The organism is Halalkalicoccus paucihalophilus (assembly GCF_001593955.1).
GTDB lineage: Archaea > Halobacteriota > Halobacteria > Halobacteriales > Halalkalicoccaceae > Halalkalicoccus > Halalkalicoccus paucihalophilus.
Genome location: NZ_LTAZ01000004.1, coordinates 707,352 through 728,799, shown reverse-complemented (window position 1 = coordinate 728,799; position 21,448 = coordinate 707,352). Strand labels below are relative to the sequence as shown.

23 protein-coding genes and 2 tRNA genes are annotated in these 21,448 nt (G+C 63.7%); 2 read left to right on the top strand and 23 right to left on the bottom strand.

Going from position 1 to position 21,448, the window contains the following annotated elements; translation table 11 throughout:
- Positions 1–3: 3 nt before the first annotated feature.
- From HAPAU_RS08950 to HAPAU_RS08935, 4 genes are all read right to left on the bottom strand, one after another.
- On the bottom strand, positions 4–2,235 hold the full coding sequence (locus tag HAPAU_RS08950) for a DUF2206 domain-containing protein (protein WP_066381728.1): 2,232 nt from the start codon (positions 2,233–2,235) through the stop codon (positions 4–6).
- A 156-nt stretch (positions 2,236–2,391) separates the two neighbouring features.
- Positions 2,392–3,846, bottom strand: coding sequence for an oligosaccharide flippase family protein (locus HAPAU_RS08945; protein ID WP_066381727.1), 1,455 nt, complete (start codon positions 3,844–3,846; stop codon positions 2,392–2,394).
- Positions 3,847–3,985: 139 nt separating this feature from the next.
- Positions 3,986–5,077, bottom strand: coding sequence for a phosphotransferase (locus tag HAPAU_RS08940; protein ID WP_066381725.1), 1,092 nt, complete (start codon positions 5,075–5,077; stop codon positions 3,986–3,988).
- Between the two features lie 114 nt (positions 5,078–5,191).
- Positions 5,192–5,977, bottom strand: a complete 786-nt coding sequence (locus tag HAPAU_RS08935) for a polysaccharide deacetylase family protein (protein ID WP_245634061.1) — start codon at positions 5,975–5,977, stop codon at positions 5,192–5,194.
- Between the two features lie 143 nt (positions 5,978–6,120).
- Here HAPAU_RS08935 and HAPAU_RS08930 point away from each other — a divergent pair, with 143 nt between their 5' ends.
- Entirely contained in the window at positions 6,121–7,275 is a 1,155-nt protein-coding gene (locus tag HAPAU_RS08930; RefSeq protein ID WP_066381718.1) for a glycosyltransferase family 4 protein, read from the top strand.
- Here the strand turns inward: HAPAU_RS08930 and HAPAU_RS08925 are convergent.
- From HAPAU_RS08925 to HAPAU_RS08840, 18 genes are all read right to left on the bottom strand, one after another.
- Positions 7,272–7,919 (bottom strand): hypothetical protein, encoded by a 648-nt coding sequence (locus tag HAPAU_RS08925; protein WP_066381716.1) that lies wholly within the window; start codon positions 7,917–7,919, stop codon positions 7,272–7,274. The genes HAPAU_RS08930 and HAPAU_RS08925 overlap by 4 nt on opposite strands.
- On the bottom strand, positions 7,916–8,938 hold the full coding sequence (locus HAPAU_RS08920; protein ID WP_066381714.1) for a lipid II:glycine glycyltransferase FemX: 1,023 nt from the start codon (positions 8,936–8,938) through the stop codon (positions 7,916–7,918). Before HAPAU_RS08920 ends, HAPAU_RS08925 begins: the two co-directional genes overlap by 4 nt.
- A complete protein-coding gene (locus tag HAPAU_RS08915) occupies positions 8,928–9,809 on the bottom strand; it encodes a polysaccharide deacetylase family protein (RefSeq protein ID WP_066381707.1) in 882 nt (293 codons plus the stop codon). The genes HAPAU_RS08920 and HAPAU_RS08915 overlap by 11 nt, the downstream gene beginning before the upstream one ends.
- A 262-nt stretch (positions 9,810–10,071) precedes the next feature.
- Positions 10,072–11,382: a glycosyltransferase family 2 protein gene (locus HAPAU_RS08910; RefSeq protein ID WP_245634060.1), complete on the bottom strand. Its 1,311-nt coding sequence runs from the start codon at positions 11,380–11,382 to the stop codon at positions 10,072–10,074.
- Between the two features lie 651 nt (positions 11,383–12,033).
- Positions 12,034–12,843 carry a 30S ribosomal protein S2 gene (gene rpsB / locus HAPAU_RS08905; protein WP_066381706.1) on the bottom strand — a complete coding sequence of 270 codons (810 nt, stop codon included), beginning with the start codon at positions 12,841–12,843 and terminating at the stop codon, positions 12,034–12,036.
- Positions 12,840–14,045 carry a phosphopyruvate hydratase gene (gene eno, locus HAPAU_RS08900; RefSeq protein ID WP_066381705.1) on the bottom strand — a complete coding sequence of 402 codons (1,206 nt, stop codon included), beginning with the start codon at positions 14,043–14,045 and terminating at the stop codon, positions 12,840–12,842. Before eno ends, rpsB begins: the two co-directional genes overlap by 4 nt.
- Positions 14,042–14,221: a DNA-directed RNA polymerase subunit K gene (locus tag HAPAU_RS08895; protein WP_066381704.1), complete on the bottom strand. Its 180-nt coding sequence runs from the start codon at positions 14,219–14,221 to the stop codon at positions 14,042–14,044. Before HAPAU_RS08895 ends, eno begins: the two co-directional genes overlap by 4 nt.
- A complete protein-coding gene (locus HAPAU_RS08890; RefSeq protein WP_066381703.1) occupies positions 14,218–14,409 on the bottom strand; it encodes a DNA-directed RNA polymerase subunit N in 192 nt (63 codons plus the stop codon). Before HAPAU_RS08890 ends, HAPAU_RS08895 begins: the two co-directional genes overlap by 4 nt.
- Before the next feature lie 11 nt (positions 14,410–14,420).
- A complete protein-coding gene (locus HAPAU_RS08885) occupies positions 14,421–14,816 on the bottom strand; it encodes a 30S ribosomal protein S9 (protein ID WP_066381702.1) in 396 nt (131 codons plus the stop codon).
- Complete coding sequence (locus HAPAU_RS08880) at positions 14,810–15,247, bottom strand: 50S ribosomal protein L13 (RefSeq protein WP_066381698.1); 438 nt, start codon at positions 15,245–15,247, stop codon at positions 14,810–14,812. The genes HAPAU_RS08885 and HAPAU_RS08880 overlap by 7 nt, the downstream gene beginning before the upstream one ends.
- A complete protein-coding gene (locus HAPAU_RS08875; RefSeq protein WP_066381697.1) occupies positions 15,244–15,597 on the bottom strand; it encodes a 50S ribosomal protein L18e in 354 nt (117 codons plus the stop codon). The genes HAPAU_RS08880 and HAPAU_RS08875 overlap by 4 nt, the downstream gene beginning before the upstream one ends.
- 45 nt (positions 15,598–15,642) lie before the next feature.
- Positions 15,643–15,727: transfer RNA gene (locus HAPAU_RS08870), tRNA-Leu, on the bottom strand.
- 118 nt (positions 15,728–15,845) lie between these two features.
- On the bottom strand, positions 15,846–16,592 hold the full coding sequence (locus HAPAU_RS08865) for a DNA-directed RNA polymerase subunit D (protein WP_066381695.1): 747 nt from the start codon (positions 16,590–16,592) through the stop codon (positions 15,846–15,848).
- Position 16,593: 1 nt separating this feature from the next.
- Positions 16,594–16,983 carry a 30S ribosomal protein S11 gene (locus HAPAU_RS08860; RefSeq protein WP_008417422.1) on the bottom strand — a complete coding sequence of 130 codons (390 nt, stop codon included), beginning with the start codon at positions 16,981–16,983 and terminating at the stop codon, positions 16,594–16,596.
- Entirely contained in the window at positions 16,984–17,508 is a 525-nt protein-coding gene (locus HAPAU_RS08855; protein ID WP_066381693.1) for a 30S ribosomal protein S4, read from the bottom strand.
- Positions 17,508–18,020 carry a 30S ribosomal protein S13 gene (locus HAPAU_RS08850; RefSeq protein ID WP_066381690.1) on the bottom strand — a complete coding sequence of 171 codons (513 nt, stop codon included), beginning with the start codon at positions 18,018–18,020 and terminating at the stop codon, positions 17,508–17,510. Before HAPAU_RS08850 ends, HAPAU_RS08855 begins: the two co-directional genes overlap by 1 nt.
- A 73-nt stretch (positions 18,021–18,093) precedes the next feature.
- A tRNA-Ser gene (locus HAPAU_RS08845) sits at positions 18,094–18,176 on the bottom strand.
- A 98-nt stretch (positions 18,177–18,274) separates the two neighbouring features.
- Positions 18,275–19,582 carry an aspartate aminotransferase family protein gene (locus tag HAPAU_RS08840; RefSeq protein WP_066381688.1) on the bottom strand — a complete coding sequence of 436 codons (1,308 nt, stop codon included), beginning with the start codon at positions 19,580–19,582 and terminating at the stop codon, positions 18,275–18,277.
- 75 nt (positions 19,583–19,657) lie between these two features.
- Between HAPAU_RS08840 and HAPAU_RS08835 the strand changes: the two genes are divergently transcribed.
- Entirely contained in the window at positions 19,658–20,722 is a 1,065-nt protein-coding gene (locus HAPAU_RS08835) for an NAD(P)/FAD-dependent oxidoreductase (protein ID WP_066381686.1), read from the top strand.
- Here HAPAU_RS08835 and HAPAU_RS08830 read toward each other — a convergent pair.
- A complete protein-coding gene (locus tag HAPAU_RS08830) occupies positions 20,654–21,334 on the bottom strand; it encodes a hypothetical protein (RefSeq protein ID WP_066381684.1) in 681 nt (226 codons plus the stop codon). The two genes, HAPAU_RS08835 and HAPAU_RS08830, sit on opposite strands and share 69 nt — an antisense overlap.
- Between the last annotated feature and the right edge of the window lie 114 nt (positions 21,335–21,448).

Here is a 21,448-nt window from a genome sequence, read left to right as displayed (position 1 = left end):
GGATCAGGCCCCGTCGCGTCCGAACTCCCGTGTCTCGGTGCCGTCGTAGCGGAACACGTCGGCCTCGCCGCTCGTGTAGACCTTGTTCGTCGAGCGCTCGATCGCCGCTCGTTCCGATTCCGTGAGGTAGTACTGCGGTGGCTCCCCGTCGTAGGCCGCGGCGTCGACGACGGCGCGTGCACGGACGTAGACGTATCCCTCAGAGAACTCGATTCCGGGCTTCCAGTCGACCTTGATCTGTATCACGCTCGCATCGGAGTACGACTCCGGAACGATCCCTCGGAACATCTCGCCGGTGTAGCTGTCGGTGTAGACGACCGGGGCATCGGTGCTGGTGTCGTCGATCCACTCGCCGCCGTCGATCTCCGCGTCGGTGTACGCGAGCGAGTGGGTGTCCTTATCGAGGGCGATGTCGGAGGTGACGGGTGCGCCGACCGCGTTGTAGGCGACGCCCGTATTGAGCAACAGGAGGAGCGCCAACACCCCCAGAATCGGCCGCCAAACTGGTATGTCGATGTCGCGGATCGCGCCGGCGAGCCCCACGAGCGCGAGCGCGCCGACCGGCATGAACGGGGCCAACACGACGAGAACGATCTGATACATCCGGTCGGCGCCCAGATTGCCCGTGACGAAGTAGGACGCGCCGAGAAACATCAACATGGGTACTGCGAGGGTCGCCAGTTTGATCGCTTCGGGTCGCTGTCGCCGGTCGGCCGAGAACAGCCCGACGAACGCCTGTGAGACGACGCCGATCCCGGCCAACGCCATGAGAACCATGTGAACGAGCAGGGTAAGCAGATACATGATACCGGATCCCTCCTCTACCGCGCTCGCGCCCGACCGGTGGGACGCCTCGCCCGAGAGGGCAGCGTAGAGTTCGGTCGGGATCCCCGCAAGAACGGTCGCGACGCTCTCGATCATCCCCGGGGTCGTAAGCGCGTACCACCCGATCGCCGTCCCGCCCAACGCGACCGCGTAGGTCCCGACGATCCCCCATCCGAGGTCCTCGCCCGAATACGCCTCGTAGATCCGACCGAGCACGTACGCGACCGCGAGCGAGATGACGACGATGTAGGTCGTGGTGTAGTGTGAGAAGACCAGCCCCAGCCCGAAGACGAACCCGATCCACTCCTTTCCGGGAAGTCGGTCCCGATCGGTGATCAACACCAGAAGGAGCAACACCACGAACAGTTGGGCGATGCGCGTCTTTCCCGGCGTCCCGTTGAACGCCCGGAAATATAACACGAAGAAGTACGCCCCAACGAGGGCCGCGTTCGCTCCGAAGGTGTCCTTGAACGCGTAGTAGACCCCGACCGGGACGAGGGCAAACAGCAGCGAGAAGAGCAGTTTGAACACGAGCGCCAGATCGATACCGGTCACGACCGAGTAGACGGCCGGAACGGCCCCGACGACGGGAATCGAGGAGTAGACGTCATCACCCAGCCCCGCCTCCCAGACGCCGTTTTCCAACAACAATTGGACGAAGAAGTAGTTCACCTGGATGTCCGATCCGACGACCGCGTTGGTGATCAGGTTGCGGTGGAGGAAGATCCCCGCCGCGACGGCGAACACGGCGAGCGGGTAGAGCTTCGGAGGGAGGGCGCTGATCGAAACGAGTACGACGACGGCCACAAGCAGGAGAAACACGTACATCAACCAGTTGCTCCCCGCGACGTTCATCCGGTGAGCGGCTATCGCTGCGAGCACCGGCAGGCAGAGCAGGAACGCGGCGATCTTGCCATCCCGTGGAGCGAGCGACGGAACCCGGAGGACGACACTTCGATCCCGCCAATACGACAGGACCGTTAACACGAGACAGACCGCGCTGACGGTGAGCGAAAGCGGGAGAAACGAGAGGGGATCGTCGATACCGAACAACGGGTACAGGAGGCTGACAACCATGCTCGTGGCGGCGAGAAACACCAGACTGAACCCGACGACGTAGAGGAGTACTTCGCCGACGTCGTCGATGCCGTGATCGACGAACAGGAGGAGGAGAAATCCCGGAGCGAGCGTCAGTAGTACGACTCCGAGAGCGTTCTGTACCAGTGAAAGCTCGATACCGAACGAGGCGGCTCCGACGACGGCCCAGAACGCGACGAGAAGGCTCCCCATCGACACGGCGACGGCCCGACAGGACAGTCGGATCTCGTGGATCGTCCCGGACCCGCCACCGAACGCTTCCGGATCCGCCATCGAGCGTGCACCCCGAAACGATCCCCCCCCGGAGGTCATATCCGTAACGATCAGTCAGACACGTATAACTATAACGGAATTAACATCACGTCACCGCGGGTGGACAGGCGGCCCTCGCGCCAGTAACCCCTTCGATCGGTGTCTCGAGGATCGGAGACTTCGGTAGCCATCTGTAGACTACTCGAGAGGTGTCGCTCATGAGGAGTCCGAGAGCGATTTCGGGGGCCGGAGAAACGATACGAGTACCCGTACGCCGGGCACGACAACCTGTCGTCGGAGCGAAGGGATGACGGCCGAGAACGACAGATAGCTCGCGACCCCGACACCGACACAGATCGCGAGCAAGGCGATCCCCTCGAAGGGAAGGGCCGTACGGACCCCCCAGACGACCAGCCCCATCGCCGCCGCACTGACCGTCGACCACGCGACGAGTCGGTACGGCACACGCAGGGTGATGTTCTGGGAGAGATAGCGGCCGTTGAGGAGCGTCTGAACGATCGCTGCGGTCGTGGTCGCGATCGCCGCACCCAGCAGTCCGACGGTGAGCACGAGCGCGACGTTGAGCACGAGGTTGATCGCGATCGTCACCACGACCGCCCGTGCAACGAGATCGACCCGGTCGATGCCACGAAGCGTGCTACCCAGTACGTCGTTGACCGACTGGAAGACCTTCTCGATCATCAACACCACGAGGACGCCCGCCGCAATGGTGTACTCCGAACCGAAGACGGTCGCTAGGACCTCGTAGTTAAGCACGAACACCCCGACGAACGCGGGGATCGAGAGGAACAGCGCGACCCCGATTGCCTCCGGGACGACCGCCTCGATCCGATCGACGGCCGCCTCGGAACTCCACTGGCTCATCTGGGGGAACAGCGTGATCGAGAGGGTCTTGCTGACCAGCAACACCAACAGCGTCACCTCCCAGGCGACCTCGTAGGCCCCGACGTCCGCGTAGGTCAGAAACAGCCCGATGATCGCGACGTCCATCCACTGGTAGACCTGCCCGCTGACCGACGAGAGGAAGTAGTACTTCGCGTAGTCGTACAGCGACCACGCCGAGAGTTCGGCCGGCCGGCCGACGCGCGTCTCGAGTTTGACGAACGCCCAGCAGGCCGCCGTCGTCGATCCGAGGATGAGCCCGTAGATCAGGCCCTCGACCCCGTAGCCGGCCCACACGAACGCCAGCCCGCTCGTGACCCAGACCGCCTCGCGGGCGAACTCGATGATGGCCGTCTCTCCGACGCGGAGCTCGCCCCGGACCGCCTGGATGAACAGGTCCGCGAACTCCTGGATCACCAGCGCGATCACGAGGTAGATCGCGAACTCGCCGCCGAGGTACCCGTTGAGGTACGGCCGGACCAGCAGAATCAGCCCGGCCGCCCCGGCGACGGTCACGAGTTTCACCGCGATCGCGGTCGCCAGCATCGTCCCCGGCTGTTGGCCCTCGCTCAGGCGCTTTTCGAGCGCGCCGCGAACCCCGAAGTCCGCGACGATGGTCGTCAGCCCGAGCACCGTCTGAAACAGGAAGAAGATCCCGATCTGTGTCGGTCCCAACTCGCGGGCGAACACCGTGATGCCGGCGAAGAACACGACCGCGTTGCCCCCCTTCGCGAGAAAGACCTTCAACGCCGAGCGGGAGATATCCATTCGGTGGCTCTATGACGCCTGCGGTTATATACTTCCAGATCGATTACAGGTCCGAGCCGGATGATTTTAGTGACGAATGAACTGGCACCCGGTGTCGGACACGAACGGGCGTCGGTGGGTGATCAGTCCGGCTGTATGATCAGCGGTACGCGGAGACGACATCGGAGAGGAGTTCGCGACATGGCCCACGAAGCGAGCCATGCGTACCGACGTCCGCGGTCAGCGAGAGGAGGTAGAACAGCGGGAGCCCGGAGTAGGTGTTCGAGTCGCCGTACGCCGACGGGCCGATCGTTTGCGCGTACTCGGCCATGATTCGACCCCCGGTTCCCCGACCGTCCATCATCTCGACGAACAGCCGATGGAGCGGCGTGTTGTACTGGTGAATGACGAACGGTCTGAAGAAATCGTCGATCACGTAGTCCTCCCGGATGTCCTCCCAATCGAGGAGGTACACCGCGTCGTTGATGAAGACGTTCCCGGCGTGGAGGTCGCCGTGGATCGACCCACGATGGAGGACCGGCGGTAACTCGAGTTCGTCGAGGAGCGCCAGCCCGCTCCGGACGGGTTCGGTCGTTTCGGTTCCGGCCGTCAACTCCGCTTCGAGTGTCCGAACCGCGGTGGCGGTCTCGACCCGGTGGCGGTCGGTCTCGTAGAGGGCAGTGAGCTGTTCGAGGGCGTCGAGCAGTAGATCCCACTCCGTTATCGGATCCGCGAGTTCCCGTCCGTCGAGGTACTCCTTGATGACGTACGGGTACTCGGGGTCGTCCTCGACGATCGGTGCCGTGTTGATCGAGTCGGGAAGTTGCTTTCGCCGTTCGATCTCACGCTGGAGTTTCGCCTGATCGTCGGTGGCGATCGTGTACACTCGACCGCGATCCAACCCCAGCATCGTAATCCGGTCGCCGATGACCGCGACGTCGAACGGATCCTCGACTGGGACGGAGAGGGTCTCCGAACGAAGTATCGGTACGAACGGGAGGAGTTCCGGGATCGAGGCGACGATCTCGATCGCGAGCACTCCAAGACGGCTCTTCCAGTCGTCGCCGGCGAGGCGATCTACGAGCCACTCGATCGCTCGGGATTCCGGTCGAAACGCGTAGGTGATGTAGTTCCCCGTGTCGAGAACCAGATACGTCTCCCCCCTGCACGAGCCCCCTCGGTGTTCGTAGAACGCCTCGATCAGATCCATCGGATCGGATGGTGTAGCGCTCACCGTCTCGATACTGCTCATTAGGTACCTGTAGGTATATGTGGATATATATAATTGCAGGAATAGTGAGACGTTTCATTTCGTATCGAATCGTTCATCTCGAAAGAGAACCGGAACGATGACGAAGAATACCGTCTAGAGCGGTCGAGCGGTGACTTCGTCGATCATCCGTTGCCATCGCCGATCCCCGTTAATCAATGATTTAACCGCTGATAGATCGTGCTGACGCATGATCGTGATCCGCGAGAGGGTGAACGGTGCGGTGAAGTCGACGATGTCCGATCCGATGACCGTCGTCGCGGTTTCGTAGCCCGCCTCTCGAACTAGATCGGTAACAGTGTCGTCGAACGCACCGTAGGGATAGGCGAAACTCGTCGGCTTCTCGCCGGTGATCGCCGCGATCGCGTCCCGCGACTCCGCGATCTCCCGGCGGGCCGTCCGACGATCGACGGCGGTCAGGTCGGGATGCGTCATCGTGTGTGCACCGATCTCGTGGCCGCGTGCTACGAGGGCCGAAACGTCCCCGCGATCCATGACTCGTGCCCCCTCGAAGGGCTCCCCGAAGAGGCCGGGAACGAGGTAGTGAGTCGCCGGCACGCCGTACTCCTCGAGAACCGGAAGCGCGTTCTCGACCGTCGAACGAAGCCCGTCGTCGAAGGTCACTACCGCCGGGTTCGACGGGAGCGTGCCGTCCCGCCACCGACTCACCGCCCCGTGTAGAGTGAAAAGGTCGAACGTCCGGGAGAGCCACTCGATCTGTCGGCGAAAGCACGCCGGGGTGACCCCCCACGGTCCGCCCGACTCCGTCACGCCGTGGTAGAGGACGATCGGACACCGTACGCCGTCGGGCCGATACAGTCCCGTGAGCGTCGCCCGAAACGCTCGATCCACGAGCCGCCGCCCTCCCTCTCCGCCGATCATATCGATGCCCACGGCCATCACCGACGTAACCCTGTCGGCCCAACGACATCCGCGACCGCCTCTGCACTCCGGGGCGGTGATCGACCTATCCAATTACACATATGTAAAAAGAGTTATATTATTTCGCGTGTTCACTTCGAGCGATGGAACTGGTGTATCTCGTCACGCAGAACACGGGGGGGTTCCCGCACTACGCGGCCGAACTCGCGAACGCGACGGCACGACACGCCGACGTGACGGTGCTCAAACCCACCGAGACCACCGCCGACGACGTCTTCTCCGAGGACGTTCGCGTCATCGACGCGTTCGAACCGATCTCGCTCTCCCTTCCCGACCTATACGACTACGAGTTCAACGTCCGTGAGAACCTCCGGGCGATGTGGTCGTATCGCTCGCTCGAGCGGGTTCACGACATCGATCCCGATATCGTTCACGATCCAACCGGCTTCTTCCCGTACGTGAAGTTCTTCGCCGGGCGGTACGATCTCGATCGCTACCCGCTAGTCGTCACGCGCCACGAGGTTTCGGCGACCCGGTTTCCGATCACCCGGCCGCCGGTTCTCGCGGAACGCCTCGCGGGGGCGCTCGTCCCGGAAGTCGACCTCGCGAAGACGGTCGTTCACACGCGAAGCCAGCACGAAGCCCTCCTCGAGCAGTCATTCGAGGAGTCGGAGCTGGCGGTCATCCCCCATGGAACCTACGACTTCTTCTCGGAGTACGATTACGAGGAACGACCCGAGGAACGACACACGCTGCTGTTTTTCGGCAACGTCATCCCCTCGAAGGGGCTCGACACCCTCGCGGAGGCGGTCGTCCTCGCGAGCGAGGAACTCCCGGACATCGAACTCGTCGTCGCCGGCTCGGGAAGCCTCTCGGCGCGGACGGCGAGGATCATCGCGACCCACGGCGAGCACTTCGAGGTCCACAACGAGTTCGTTCCGAACGATCGCGTCGGCGAACTCTTCTCGCGGGCCGCCCTCGCGGTGATGCCCTATCACTCCGAGGGCGGGATGAAGGGCCACAGCGGCGCGCTCGCGACCGCCTTCTCTTTCGCCACGCCGGTCGTCACCTCCTCGATCGGGGACTTCCCGAGGCTCGTCGAGCGATCGGGAAGCGGGCTGGTCGTTCCCCCGAAAAACGCGGCCCGTCTGGCGAACGCCATCGTCGCCGTCCTCGAGAACGACGATCTGCGCGCGGAGTTCGCGAAGAACAGCGAGAGACAGGCAAAGCGGTTCTCGTGGGAGGCCGTCGGGAAACGCCACCTCGACCTCTACGAGTCGATCCTCGACGCCCGTTAGTCGATCTCACCCGACAGCCGGTCGGCGAGACCGGACGCCGCCGCCGCGAGTTCCTCCGACGCGCCCCCACCGGTCGCCCGCCTCGACGATCCGCCCGCCCCGCCGCCCGCGACGGCCGTCAGTTCAGCGGCCAAGTCGGTAGCGTCGAGGTCGGCCATCGCATCGCCGACGGTCACGACGAAGGTGTGATCGGGCTCGGTCGTGACGATCGTCACACCCTCGTTGTACTCGGGAGCGTATTTTGCGAGCGCGCGAGCCTCGTCCGCGTCGCCCTCGATCGTGATCGCGAGCGCCCGCGGACCGTCCATCTCGGCCGTTCGGGCCTGCCACCAGCGTTCGGCCCATCGACTGGTGAGCGATCCCACTTCGCTTTTCGCGGTGTCCCGTTCCTTTTCGGCGGCCGCGATTCGCTCCCGAAGGGACTCGATCGCCACCGGGAGTTCATCCGGCGCCACGCCCGCCTGCTGTGCAGCCGTTTCGAGCGTTCGCCTCGCCTCGGTCTGTCGCTCGTCGATCGCCTCGTCGCGAGCACTGCTTACCGCGAGTCCCTCGCGGATCGTTCGTGTTCTGTGCCACCAGTAGAGGTTCGAGGCGGCCGTAACGAATGCACCGGTTACGACCGCGAGCAGGGTGTTCGTTCTCATTCGTGTATCCACCACTTGAGCCACGGACCGAGCGTCCGGTTGGTGACCAGCGGCGCGAACGCGCGTGCCACCGGAGCGATTCGTTTGTACTCGTCGATCGACGCCACCCCGGTCCGTCCGGGCGGGTAAACGAGACTCGTCAACTGTGTCTCCGCGCCGCCGAACTGTGTCTTGAACTCGTGAACGTTCGAGCCACGCTCGTTTCGGCCGAAGTCGACGACCGACGCATCGCCCTCACAGGCCCGACGGATAATCTCGGCGTACAACAGGTCGTTGGGTTTGTAGTCCCACACCTCGGGCGTCGAGGCGTTGCTCCAGATCAGACAGCGGTCGTCGTATTCGAACGCGAGCAAGCCGGCGATCACCTCTCCGTCGTAGTTCGCACACAGGAGCGTTACGCTCTCGGTGAGTTTCTCCATGAGGGCCGCGAAGAACGCGGCGGGAAACGGCGGGCTACCCAGCCGACGCATCGTCCGGAGATAGAGCGGGTAGTACGGATCGATGGAGTCGGCTTCGCTGACGGTCACGCCGGATTCGCGAGCCTTGCGGACGTTCCGGCGAGCACCGCTCGCAAACGAGTCGTCCCAGACTGCCTCGAATGGACGATCGACACCGAGTTGGAGGCAAATCCCCGTCTCGACGCCGCCGAAGCCAGCCGCGCTGTAGCCGGTCGTTTCGGTCCAGTCGGATTCCTTGAGGATCAGCGTCTCGAACGGTGGGATCGCATCGGCCAACGCGGCGAGTATCGGTTCGCTCTCGTCGTCGAGCAGCGGGAACCCGTACTCCCCGAACGGGGTCGTCACGGTCGTCCCGAACACGGCGGGGACCTCGAACCCGGGAACGGCGGCGACGGTTCGATCCCGGTCGGTAACCAGTCGATATCGCGGCGTGTAGCCGAACGCCGATTCGACCGCCCGTTTCCAGCCGAGAGTATGAAACACCGTCGCGTTCGCCCGGTTCTCGACGAACCGTTCCCACTCGGTGTCGTCGGCCTTTCGGAGCGCGTACTCAGTGGTCATAGAGCTCCATCACCCGTTTACAGGTCGTAAACTCGTGAGCAGCCAAGAGCTCTCCGAGTTTCTCGCGTGCCCGATCGAGACCGTGAAAGCTGATGAACCGTTTGTGTGCGGGCACGCCATCGACCCGGACCTCGGGGTTGAACTCCCAGGGATGAAAGTAGATGGTGGCGGGAATCCCTCGTCGGTTGAGGTTCGAGATCCCGCGCGAGAGTAGCCACCTCGGTAGAATCCGACCGTAGAACCCGCCAGCAGTCGGAATCCGGACTCGGGGATGGAACACTGCCAACGGGAGTTCGAACAGGTCGTCGGTATCGCTGGGGGAGGCGTCGATGAACGGACGGCGGCGATCGACCCAGTAGGGGGACACCGGTGCACCGTTGACACCGTACATCGGCGTTTTGACTGGAAACACGCTCGAATCGTACCGATACCCCGTCTCGAGAAGCGCGTCGAACGCCCAGCGGGTTCGTGGCGTAACCGAGAAGTTGGGCGCACGAAACCCCGTCGGCCGTCGACCGATCGCCGTCTCGATCGCGTCGGCGCTCGCGTCGAGTTCCTCCGTGAACGCTTCCGGCGTGAGTTCGAACAGCGGGGTGTGCGTCTGACCGTGGGAGGCGATCTCGTGGCCGGCGTCCGCGACCCGCTCGATCAGTTCCGGATACTCGCGGGCCACGTCGCCGACCACGAAGAACGTCGCAGCCGTCTCGTGCTCGTCGAGGACATCGAGGACGATTTCGACGGACGTTTCGATCCGATCGATCGGATCGTCCACCTCGTCGCGCAACAGCGTTGCGGTGTACCAGTGTTCGAGGTCGAACGAGATGACGTTCGCGAACCCACCAGCTAGCGCGTCCCGCGTACTCCGACTCATGTGCGTGAAACTACCGCCCGAACCGTACTTTATTATCACCATCGTAACATCTGTCCCGGCGTTCGAACGTGACTATCCCGACCGGGCCGGGAGAAACACGTCGAACGGAGCCGAAAAAGCCGTTCATTCATCCTATCGGTCCCTAAAGCACTCGACTCCCACGAAACCGGTTCGGTAGAACGCGATTAATGATCCCGATAAAAACGTATTGGATGATTTATTCAGGTCCAGAGGGAAGAACGAAGCAGTCGTACGGATACTATTATCTGCTTTTCGATACTTTCAAGGAGTGGAGAATAACCGCGGCGATACAGGCGAAGAAACCACCGAAGCAGAACAACGCGGAGAGGGCCGTAAGGACGAACGATAACGACCCCGTCGCGAGGAAGACGGAGACGAGCCAGTAGAGACCACTGATACCTAAAACGAGACTCAAAACCCCCGGCGTTCCGAGGCTGATCAACGGATGTGTGTTCTGAACGGTCGTGGAGATGTTGTTCACGAGGTTGTAGCCGTGGGAGATCGGGTCGTGGCTACTCGCGTTCGCGACGTCGTACCGGACCCTGATTCCGACCTCCTCGATCCCGTATCCCCGCTGATGGGCGTGATAGAGGATATCAGTACTGGCGTTCATCTGACTTCCGATCGTCTCGTCGTCGGCCAATCCCGCGATCGCACGCCGGTTGTAGGCTCGAAAACCGCTCTGTGTGTCGGAGATCCGTTTACTCGGGTGAAACGCCCCGATACTCATGTTCGTGAGCGTGTTGACGACGAACAGTCCGAGTCGCCGGTATCGGGGAATATCGGCAGCCGCACCGTCGACGAATCGGCTTCCGATGACGATCTCCGCGTCGGCCTCACGCTGTGCCGCAACGAGTCGCGGAATATCGGCCGGATCGTGCTGATCGTCGGCATCGAGGATCACGAGATGTCTCGCGTCCTGCCTGTCAGCGGCACGAAAGAGCGTTTTGAGCGCCGCTCCGTAACCGCGGTTGTACTCGTGTTCGATGACGTCCGCACCTGCCTCGCGGGCCAGAAGCGCGGTGTCGTCACGGCTCCCGTCGTCGACGACGAGCACACGATCGCCGTATTTCTCGGCCGCCTCGACGACGTGTTCAATCGATCCCGCTTCGTTGTACGCGGGGATCCCGATGACGATCGAGGGCCGTTGACGGACGGCGCTCGTCGGAACCGCCTCGACGGCGAAACCGGTACCCTCAGTGAGCTCCGTCTCGCTTTGCGCGTAGTCGATCGCGGAAAAATCGGACGACTGATAGATCAATCCCGGATAGCCAGCCGTCCGTGCGGCGACCGCCAACGTCGAGACCAGCGACTCCCGATCGGTATCGGCGTGATCCGGATAGACGATCCGTGCGTCGAGCATCCGTGCGAGATCGACCGCTTCCGGTTCGGTCTCCTCGCCATGGGTCACCAGAACGTCGTAGCCCTGTCGAGTCGCTTGGAGGATCGTTCGGGTCAGCTCGGCCTCGTTCTCTCGAGTTGCGATCAGACCGATCGCCGGTTTCGAGTGTTCCGTCTTGTAGATCTCCTTTTCGGGGGTGTACTGCGACATCGTTAGCCCCCGGCAGTTGTCCGACCGATCGAATCGGTGGCTCGTTCCCCGAAACTGCGTGTTAGACACCTCTCTGTCCGTGAGATCGTCTGTTCCCCTTCCTGCGGTATATAGCCCTGACTCATATATCCCACCCCTGGCTGACTAGCCGTCAGACAGGTCAAGACGATGAGCGAAGGGCTATTAGTTAATTGGCAAATATGTTTTCGTAATTGGGTGGTTAATCGATACGTTGAACGTTTAATCAGTCCGATTGCCCTAACAGCACCGATAGCGGATCGTTCATCGAGTCGGAGAGTCGAAGTCCTCTCCGCATCCGGTTCGGACGATAGACGGGTAATTACGAGCCGTTAAATCCGGCCGTCGATGGGAATTCGTCCCCTCTCTCTAGCGTGTTCTAGCGGAACCCCAACGGGCAACGGGACTGATCGGAAAAACAATAGTAATTCGAACCGATCACTATCAGAACTTCGACCGTTCCGAATCTCGCTATCGGTCATGTCCGGAACCGCCGTACGGCTCGTTCGAGCGATTCAGAGATCACGGAAAACGGAGACGTCTACGGATGGTTCACGGGCGCTTCGTCTCCCTCGTCTGGCAAAACGGGTTACGATCGGCTGACGGGTGATCTCTCAGTTAAAAAACCGGTCGCTAGATCCCGCTCTCGAAGTCTTCGAGCGCGTAGACCGTATCGGCACCGCGCCGATCAAGCGTCTCGTTGGCCAGTAGCCAGTAGACGACCGACAGCGCCTTGCGGCCCTTGTTGTTCGTCGGGATCACGAGGTCGACGTTGCTCGTCGAGTTGTTCGAGTCACACATCGCGATCACGGGGATACCGACCGTGATCGCCTCCGTCACGGCCTGCGCGTCGCCGATCGGGTCGGTCACCACGAGCACGTCGGGTTCGATGTAGCCATCGTACTTCGGGTTGGTCAGCGTGCCGGGGATGAACCGTCCGGTCCGGGCGCGCGCGCCGATCGTCTCGGCGAACTTCTCGGCCGGGAACCGGCCGTACTGCCGGGAGGAGGTCACCAGCACCTGCTCGGGGTCGTAGTTCGAGAGGAAGTCCGCAGCGGTGCGGATGCGCTCGTCGGTTTTCGAGATGTCCAGCACGTACAGTCCATCCGTGCGCACGCGGTGGATGAACCGCTCCATGTCCTGGGTCTTCTGCTGGGTCCCGATGTGGGCCCCCGCGCCGAGGTACTCCTCGACCGGAATGAGGAGGTCTGCCTCGTCGTCGGGCATGACGTCCTCGTCGAGCGACGGTCCGGCTGGGTCCTCCTCTGTGTCTGGTTCGGCCTCGGCCTCCTCGGTGTCGGCGTCGGCGGTCGGTTCCTCGGTCTCAGCTCTGACGTCCTCGTCGGGATCGACCTCGGGGTTCCCGCCCGCTTCGGGTTCGGGTTCCTCGTCGATCTCCTCCTCGGCCGCGTCGAGCCCGTCTTGGTTTGGTTCGTTGCTCATAATGCGTCCTCCGCGATGCGGATGAGTTCGTTGAGTTTGGCGGTTCGCTCGCCGCCGGCCGCGCCCGTCTTGATGAAGGGGGCGTCTGTCGCTACGGCGAGGTGTGCGATCGTGGTGTCCTCGGTCTCGCCCGAACGGTGCGAGACGACCGGCTCGATGCCGTTTCGCGTCGCGAGTTCGATCGCGTCGAAGGCGTCCGTCAGCGTGCCGATCTGGTTGGGCTTGATCAGGATCGAGTTGGCCGATCCCTGCTCGATCCCCTGCGAGAGACGCTCGGTGTTGGTGACGAACAGGTCGTCCCCACAGATGAGTGTCTGCTCGCCGACTTTCTCGGTCAGGTCGGCAAACGCCTCGAAGTCGTTCTCGTCGAGGGGGTCCTCGACGTAGACCAGATCGTACTCGGAGACGAGCTCCGCGATGTAGTCGATCTGCTCCTCCGTCGAGCGCGTCCGGTCGCTGTAGACGTACTCCTCGTCCTCTTCGTCGTACATCTCGGCGGCCGCGACGTCGAGTCCGAAACCGATCTCGAAGCCGACTTCCCCACTGACCGTCTCGGTCGCCTCGGCCACGATCTCGAAGGCTTCCTCGTCATCCACGGAGGGCGCCCACGCACCCTCGTCGCCCTTTCCTGCTGGAATCGAGCGCTCGGCGAGGATATCGTGGATCTCGCCGTGGACCGCGGCGTTGGCGAACACCGCGTCGGTCACGCTCGGCGCGCCGACCGGTGCCGAGAGGAACTCCTGGATGTCCGTGGCGTCGGCGGCGTGTTCGCCCCCGCCGACGACGTTTCCGAGCGGTATGGGGAAGTTCTCCCCCCGGAACGCCCCCCCTAAATGCTGATACAGCGGCGCGCCGAGCATGTCCGCGCCGGCTTTGGCGGCGGCCATGCTGATCGCAACCGCGGAGTTCGCGCCGATCTCCGAGAAGTCGTCGGTACCGTCGGCGGCGTGAAGCGCCGCGTCGACGCTCCGCTGATCGCCGGCGTACACTTCGTCGACGAGTCGGGGCACTGCCCGTTCGCGGGCGGCGGCGATCGCTTCCTCGGGGGCGAGTTCGATCGCCTCGTGTTCGCCCGTACTCGCGCCGCTCGGGGCGGCCCCGCGGCCGAACCCGCCGCTCTCGGTGAGCACGTCGGCCTCGACGGTACCGTTGCCACGCGAATCGAGGATCCGACGCAGCCTGACGTCGACGATCTGCGTCATTGTCCACCCCGCCGGACGGTGAAGGGAAGCGCCCCCGCGTCGTACTCCTCGGCGGCGATCAGGATCGGCTCCGATTGATCCGTTTCGACCAACACGGGCGCACCGTAGGACACCTGCAGCGCTCTCGCGCCGAGGATGCGGGCCTTCTCGTACCGGCTGAACTGTTGGTTCGTCATTGGTAGGGTGCGACCACGTCGACGAGGTCGGTGTGCGAGACGAGCATCCGGCGACAGCAGTGACGCGAGACGCCTAGGTCGTCGAGCACCTCGGCTGGGTCCTCCCCCTCGTCGACGCGGGCCGTAAAGGCCTCCCAGTGCTCGCCGACGACGTTACCACACGTGAAACACCGGACTGGTACCATCATGGGTGAATCACCTAGCGGTAGGACTTCTGGTAGCGCGCCCGCGCACCGGGCCCGCCCCACTTCTTCGGTTCGGACTGGCGCACGTCGTTCACTAGCAGGGAGCGGTCGAACTCCATGTACGCGTCGCGCAGTTCGGCGTCGTTTCGGAACTCGACCAGTCCGCGCGCGATCGCGGTCCGGACCGCGTCGGCCTGGCCGTTGTAGCCGCCGCCCTGGACGTCGACGTCGATGTCGACGCCGTCTCGGATGTCGCCGACGATACGAAACGGTTCGAGCATCTTCAGGCGGGCGATCTCCGGTTCGACCAGCTCGACGGGCTGGGAGTTGATACGAACGCGTCCCTCGCCGTCTTGGACGGTGGCACGCGCGATGGCCGTTTTCTTCTTCCCGCTAGTGTTCGTTACCATGTGACGTTTGCCCCCAGGTTCTCGCTTACTTCGCCCAACTGGACGAACTTGATGTGCGAAAGGCGATCCAGCGACGTTCCCTCTAAGACCTCCGCGTCGCGGTCGTGGGGGTTGCCGACGTAGACGCGGACGTTCTCGAACGCCTCGCGGCCGCGGGTCGTCTTGTACGGGATCATCCCACGGATCGCGCGTTTCATGAGACCGTCGGGTCGTTTGGGATAGTACGGACCGCGGTCGCTTCCGACCTCGGCTCGCTTCTGGTAGACGCTCATGATGTCATCATCGTTGCCCGTGATGACGGCCGATTCGGCGTTCACGACGGCCACACGCTGGCCCGAGAGGGCCGCTTCCGCGACCTGACTCGCGACGCGTCCGAGGATGCAATCGCGGGCGTCGACGACGAGGTCGGCCTCGAACTCGGCGACGCTCATGCGATCACCCTCACGTTGCTGCCGTCCGGGTTCTGTTCGATGGCCTCTTCGAGCTGCACGACCTGGCCATCGGCCTGTTCGATCTTCGTCTCGGCGGTCCCCGAAAAGGAGACGGCCGCGACGGTGACGTTCTTTTGCAACACACCGCTTCCGAGAACCTTACCGGGTACGACGACGGTCTCGTCTTCGGTCGCGTACCGTTCGATGCGACCGAGGTTGACCTCGGCGTGGGTCCGGCGTGGTTTCTCGAGGCGGTCTGCGATGTCGCTCCACACGTCGGCACCCGAATCGCGGGAGACCGACTTGCATTCGGCGATGAGACTGGTGAGCCTCGGATTGGTCTTACTCATAGTTCCTCCTGAGTGTAGTGGTGGTGCGGAAAAGTCGGTGCGGAGTGCAGGGAGCAGGATTTGAACCTGCGGACTCCTACGAGACAGCGCCCTGAACGCTGCGCCGTTGGCCAGACTTGGCTATCCCTGCGCGCAGTCTGCTGTAGTTTCTGCCCCGTAAAACCCCTTTCGGTTACCCACCGCTGGCCAAAGCGGTCGCTCTCCGCGAAAGCGAACGCCGGGGGGTGGGTGGCGGGACACATACGATGCTATAGTGCGACGGCGTCTTCGAGTTCGCGGGCGCGATCACCGAGCGATGCGGCGGCCCGGTCGACCAGTTCTTCGACCGGCATCGAGCCGTCGGTCTCGACGTGGAAGACGAACGCGCCGGGGACGTCCTCGACGCGCAGTTCCTTGCCGGGATACCGCTCGGTCAGATCGTGGTCGAACTCGCTGGTCGGAACGAGTTCGCCCTCTTCGGTCTCGATGACGCCACGGACGATGTTTGCCTCCTCCTCGGCGAACTCTCCGCGGTCGCCCTCGACGATCACGCGCTGGAGATGTCTGTAGCCGACCGCGACCCCACCCTGATGTTTGGCGTGGTCGCGTCCGACGTCCAGCACCGCGTCGGCCTCGATTTCGAGGCGTTGTCCCTCCTTGAGGTCGATAATGGGCACGTTCTGCTCTGCGGGCTCGACCTGTTCGTCCGAACTCACGAGGTCGCCCGAGTAGGCGGTTGCGGGCCCCTCGACGTCGAGTGCGAGGGTCACTTCCTCGCCGAATTCGTAGTCGTCGGGCGTCGACAGCGGGACGAGCCCGAGTCGGAGTGCGAGCTGTTCGTTGAACATCACCGAGGAGTTCTCGATGAATCGGACCGAATCGATCGCCAAGGTTGGGACGTCCGCGATCATCGCCCGGCGGATGCCGTTTGCGAACGCGGGCGTCGCGCCCCGAACGAGGAACCGCGCGCTGCGGTCGTCGCGTTCGATGACCTCGACGTCGAAATCGTCCTCCATGCTAGAACCCGCTGTTTTTGGGGGCGCGACAGCCGTCGTGCGGGATCGGCGTGACGTCCTCGATGCGTCCGATCTCCAGACCGGCGCGCGCGAGCGCACGGATCGTCGCCTGTGCACCGGGACCCGGGTTCTGCTGGCGGTTCCCGCCTGGTCCGCGGACGCGGACGTGGACGCCCTCGATACCAGCATCGAGGACCTCTTGGGCGACGGTTTCGGCCATCTGCATCGCCGCATAGGGCGAGGCCTCGTCGCGGTTCTGTTTCACGACCGTGCCGCCCGAGGATTTGGCGATCGTTTCGGCGCCGGTCTGGTCGGTGATCGTGATGACCGTGTTGTTAAACGAAGCGTGGACGTGTGCGACGCCCCACTTGCTGTCTCCTGATTCGCTCATCTATTGTTCCTCCGCGCGTTCGGGGTGTAGTTCGTCCGCGAGCGGGCTGTTCTCGTCGAAGCTCACCGAGTCCTCCTCGGTGGTGGGTACCATATACGAGGGGACCGTCACCCGCTGGTTCTCGACCGTGACGTGGCCGTGCGTGATGAACTGGCGGGCCTGCTTTGGCGTGTTACCGACGCCCTTGCGATAGGCGACGGTCTGGAGGCGCCGTTCGAGCAGGTCGGTGACCTCGAGCGACAGGACGTCGTCGAGGCCTTCCTCGGTGCCGAGGATGCCGATGCGCTGGAGCCGGGAGAGGAACTCCCCGCCCTCGCTTGCGGCGTCGTCGGCGTCGCCCTGCGCCTGGCCCAGCAGTCTGCGGGCCTCCCGGCGGAACGAGCGCAGCTCGGACTGGGCGCGCCAGAGCTCCTCCTTGTTCTTCAGGCCATAGCGCCCCACAAGCGAGTGCTCGCTGGCGATGCGCTCGCCCTGGAAGGGGTGGTTCGGCGTCTCGTAGAACTTGGTGTTGCTACCGAGCGCCATTACTCTTCACCACCCTCTTCTGCCTCTTCCTTGATGGCCTCGACGTTCACGCCGATGGTCCCCTCCGAGCGTCCGGTCGAACGGGTACGCTGGCCGCGGACTTTCTGGCCGCGCTGGTGGCGCACGCCGCGGTAGGCGCTGATCATCTGCAGGCGGTTGATGTCCTGCCGGCGGGTAAGATCGAGGTCGTTACCCGTCTCGTGGGTGACCTCGCCGCTGTAGTAGCCCTGGTGGTTCGCGAGCCACTCGGGGTTGTTCTCGGCGAAGCCCTCGACTTCCTCGACGATGGCGTCGATCTCGTCGTCGTCGAGTCGCCCGAACGTCGCGGTACGCGAAATACCGGTGTTCTGGGCGATGATTCTGGCCGCTCTTCGGCCGATACCGTTCATCTCGCTCAGTGATCGTTCGACGGACTTCGTCCCATCGAGGTCGGTCTGCCCGATGCGAACGAAGTATTGGAGGTCCTCGTCGTCCTCCTGTCCGTCCTGTTGTTCTGGGTCTTCTGCACTCATGTGTCTCTGTACGGGGGTCTTTCCGGCCGCATCCGTTGCGGTGGTGGACTACCAGATACGACTGGTAGTGTAGCGTCGTGGCGGGGATTCGAACCCCGGAGGCTGAACGCCACAGAGTTAGCAACCCTGCGCCTTAGGCCGCTTGGCTACCACGACACCGTGATCTGTACTGTCGCCCTTCCGGACTCGGGACCCGTTGCCCCTGCAGTGTATGCATCCGCACCTATCCCGCTCGGATACTTAAGGCCACCGGATCACCCCGAAGTGAGCGAGCCGAGCACCGCGTCGGCGTCGGCGAGATACGTCTCGAACACCCGCTCGCCGTGAGCCCACGAGAGATGCTGGCGCTTGTAGGGGTTCGGCGTGAAGAAGTGCCCCCGTTCGCGCATCCCGCGGGCGAACTCCGCGAACCGCTCCTCGTCTAGTCCGAGCACGTCCTCGTAGTTCCGTGGCTCCCCGGTGACGCCGAACTGCGGCGAGAAGACGCTGCCGTAGCCCACGGCCCGCCCCTCGATTCCGTGATCCGCCAACAACCCTTCGAGCCCCTCACGGTAGCGCTCGCCGAGTGCCGAGATCTCCTCGACGACGGGCTCCGTTTCGAGTAATCGTAGCGTCTCGCGGGCCGCCGCAAGTCCCACTGGATGGCCCGAGTACGTGCCGCTGATCACGACTCCCGATGTGTTGTCGCCGCCCGCTTGCGCCATGAGGTTTTCCCGGCCACAGACCGCCGCGATCGGGTAGCCGTTGCCCATCGCCTTCGCCAAGCAGGTGAGATCCGGCGTCACGCCGAACTCGTGTTGCATCCCGCGTGCGGAGTGGCGAAAGCCGGTGATCACCTCGTCGAAGATCAGGGGCACGTCATTTTCGGCCGTGACCTCTCGAAGGGTCTCGAGGAACCCCTCCTCGGGCAGCAGACAGCCCACCGAGTGGGGGATCGGCTCGCAGATCACCGCCGCGACGTCGTCGAACTCCTCGAAGGCGTCTTCGAGCGCCCCGGGGTCGTTGAAGGGCAGAACCTCGGTGTGTTCGACCGCTTCCGGGAGCATCCCGTCCGATTCGGGATGTCGTTTCCCGACCCGTTCCTGCGGGGGATAGACGCTCACGTCCACGTAGTCGTGCCAGCCGTGATAACAGCCCTCGAACTTGATGACGCGGTCGTTGCCCGTATAGGCGCGTGCGAGCCGGATCGCGTGATAGGTCGCCTCGGTACCGCTGTTACAGAAGTTCACCTGCTCGGCACTGGGAACCAGATCGACGAGGCGTTCCGCGACCTCCACTTCGAGGGGCGTGGTCGCTGTCCCGTAGAGCACGCCCTCGTCGATCGTGTTGGTTACAGCCTCGTCGACCGGAGGATGGCCGTGGCCCAGTACGATCGGCCCGAACGCGAGGTGGTAGTCGGTGAACACCTCACCATCGACCGCTTCGAGTGTCGCACCCGCCGCACCCGAGAACGCGATCTCGCCGAAGTCGTACGCCTGTGCCCGCAACCCGGTCTGTGCGCCGCCCGGTATCACCGCGCGGGCGCGCGAAACGACCGAACGGTTCGTCACGTCGTCTCCCATATCGGGGCCACTTCGCGAGCCATCGTAATACTATGGTCCGGCCGGAACTATACCGACGGCGGCCCAACGGACGCTATGGAGATCGGAATCGTCGGAGCGGGCGTTGCCGGGATCGGCGTCGCGTACGGACTTCGCGGAGCCGACGTCGAGGTGACGCTCCTCGAGAAGAACCGAGAAGTGGGCGGCCGGGCCGCAACCCGATTCGAGAACGGGTGTACCTACGATTACGGTGCGAACTACGTCACGCCCGACCCCGACTTAGAGGCGTTCATGCGGGAGACCGGAGGCGACCTCGTCGAGATAGAGGAACCCGTCTGGACGTTCGATTCGGTGGGAACTATCGAACCGGGTGAGGCCCGCGACCGGCCCGCACTCACCTACGAGGGAGGGATCGCCGAGTTCGCGAGGCGCGTTCTCTCACGGGCCGATGCGACCCTCGAAACCGAGACCCGTGTCGAGTCGATCACCCGCGACGGCGAGCGCTGGCGGGCCGAGTGCGAGGGGAGGGTCCACGGGTTCGACGCGCTCGTGATGACGCCGCCGGCTCCACAGACCGCCGCTCTCCTCTCGAACGCCGACTGGGACGACCCGTTCCGCGAGGAACTCGTAGCGAGCATCGAGGCGGTTCCCTATCGAACGATCCTCTCCGTCGTCCTTCGGTACCCCTTCGAGATCGACCGACCCTACTACGCGCTGGTCAACACCGACCGGGACCACGAGATCGGCTGGCTCTCGCGCGAGGAGTGCAAGAGGGGACACGTACCCGACGGCGAGTCGCTGCTCGTGGTTCAGATGGCCCCCGAGTGGTCGCTCGAACGTTACGGGGAACCCGACGGATCGATCGCGGAGGCGGCCGCAGGGCTCGTCGCCGACCTGCTCGACGGCCCTCGACTCGGAACGCCGGCTTGGACGGACTGTGGGCGGTGGCGACACGCGCTTCCCGACGACGAGGTCGACACCGATGTGCTAGAACGCGTGGCCGAGTCGTCGTTGTTCTTCGCTGGCGACTGGGTCGCCGGGGACGGTCGGGTAGCCGCCGCCTTCGGGAACGGGTGTGAACTCGGGTGGCGATTAGCGGAGTCGGGAGACGAGCCCCTCCAAGTGGTCGATCCCGACGACGGCGACGATCGGTCCCGATAGCTCGCAGAGCGCCTTGGCCATACACTCCTCACAGATGGCGTCACGGTGAGCTACGTGAGGCGGTGAAAAGGCCGTTGCAGACCGCGCCATCGAGACGTACGAGCGTTCGTCGGCGGCCAACTCCACGAGTCCCGCAGCGGGATCACAGTCGTAGGTGAAGGGGCGTTCACCCTCGAGTTCCAACCGTCGGCCGATCGCGGTGGCGGCGAGCCGACACCGAAACGCGCGCTTGCTCGCAGTTCGAACGCTTTCGTACAGCCGTTCGAGCGTCCCGGAATCGAGATGCTCGCGCTCGATATATCGGTAAAACGCACGCGAAAACCCGCTGCTAGGGCCGTCGATCCCGACGATCGACGCGGTGCTCGCACGGATAGCAGCACTCATCTCACCGCCCGCGTTCGACGGGAACTCGGCGTCCGTCGCATAGGTACGATATAGTGGGATCGCAAGCGGTGGGAGTTCGAGCGCCAGCGTTTCGGGGCCCGAATCACGAATCACCGCCTCGACCCGCGCGACGCTCGCGGGGTGGTCGTGGACGACACCGACGAGGGTGAGCTCCGGCAGCGTTCGGACGTATTCGGGGTTCGGGAGGGACGAGAGAGTAGTCGACACGGCTTCTCGATAGTAACGAGCCCGGTCCCGGAGGTATAATTCAGCGAACCGAGGGGTAACTCCGACGGATCACCGGTCGGTGAGGTATTGCTCGACGCGTCCCGTGAACGCGCC

Coding starts and splice junctions, on each gene's coding strand:
- HAPAU_RS08950 (WP_066381728.1), bottom strand. CDS start 2,235: ATGACCTCCGGGGGGGGATCGTTTCGGGGTGCACGCTCGATGGCGGAT.
- HAPAU_RS08945 (WP_066381727.1), bottom strand. CDS start 3,846: ATGGATATCTCCCGCTCGGCGTTGAAGGTCTTTCTCGCGAAGGGGGGC.
- HAPAU_RS08940 (WP_066381725.1), bottom strand. CDS start 5,077: ATGAGCAGTATCGAGACGGTGAGCGCTACACCATCCGATCCGATGGAT.
- HAPAU_RS08935 (WP_245634061.1), bottom strand. CDS start 5,977: ATGATCGGCGGAGAGGGAGGGCGGCGGCTCGTGGATCGAGCGTTTCGG.
- HAPAU_RS08930 (WP_066381718.1), top strand. CDS start 6,121: ATGGAACTGGTGTATCTCGTCACGCAGAACACGGGGGGGTTCCCGCAC.
- HAPAU_RS08925 (WP_066381716.1), bottom strand. CDS start 7,919: ATGAGAACGAACACCCTGCTCGCGGTCGTAACCGGTGCATTCGTTACG.
- HAPAU_RS08920 (WP_066381714.1), bottom strand. CDS start 8,938: ATGACCACTGAGTACGCGCTCCGAAAGGCCGACGACACCGAGTGGGAA.
- HAPAU_RS08915 (WP_066381707.1), bottom strand. CDS start 9,809: ATGAGTCGGAGTACGCGGGACGCGCTAGCTGGTGGGTTCGCGAACGTC.
- HAPAU_RS08910 (WP_245634060.1), bottom strand. CDS start 11,382: ATGTCGCAGTACACCCCCGAAAAGGAGATCTACAAGACGGAACACTCG.
- rpsB (WP_066381706.1), bottom strand. CDS start 12,843: ATGAGCAACGAACCAAACCAAGACGGGCTCGACGCGGCCGAGGAGGAG.
- eno (WP_066381705.1), bottom strand. CDS start 14,045: ATGACGCAGATCGTCGACGTCAGGCTGCGTCGGATCCTCGATTCGCGT.
- HAPAU_RS08895 (WP_066381704.1), bottom strand. CDS start 14,221: ATGACGAACCAACAGTTCAGCCGGTACGAGAAGGCCCGCATCCTCGGC.
- HAPAU_RS08890 (WP_066381703.1), bottom strand. CDS start 14,409: ATGATGGTACCAGTCCGGTGTTTCACGTGTGGTAACGTCGTCGGCGAG.
- HAPAU_RS08885 (WP_066381702.1), bottom strand. CDS start 14,816: ATGGTAACGAACACTAGCGGGAAGAAGAAAACGGCCATCGCGCGTGCC.
- HAPAU_RS08880 (WP_066381698.1), bottom strand. CDS start 15,247: ATGAGCGTCGCCGAGTTCGAGGCCGACCTCGTCGTCGACGCCCGCGAT.
- HAPAU_RS08875 (WP_066381697.1), bottom strand. CDS start 15,597: ATGAGTAAGACCAATCCGAGGCTCACCAGTCTCATCGCCGAATGCAAG.
- HAPAU_RS08865 (WP_066381695.1), bottom strand. CDS start 16,592: ATGGAGGACGATTTCGACGTCGAGGTCATCGAACGCGACGACCGCAGC.
- HAPAU_RS08860 (WP_008417422.1), bottom strand. CDS start 16,983: ATGAGCGAATCAGGAGACAGCAAGTGGGGCGTCGCACACGTCCACGCT.
- HAPAU_RS08855 (WP_066381693.1), bottom strand. CDS start 17,508: ATGGCGCTCGGTAGCAACACCAAGTTCTACGAGACGCCGAACCACCCC.
- HAPAU_RS08850 (WP_066381690.1), bottom strand. CDS start 18,020: ATGAGTGCAGAAGACCCAGAACAACAGGACGGACAGGAGGACGACGAG.
- HAPAU_RS08840 (WP_066381688.1), bottom strand. CDS start 19,582: ATGGGAGACGACGTGACGAACCGTTCGGTCGTTTCGCGCGCCCGCGCG.
- HAPAU_RS08835 (WP_066381686.1), top strand. CDS start 19,658: ATGGAGATCGGAATCGTCGGAGCGGGCGTTGCCGGGATCGGCGTCGCG.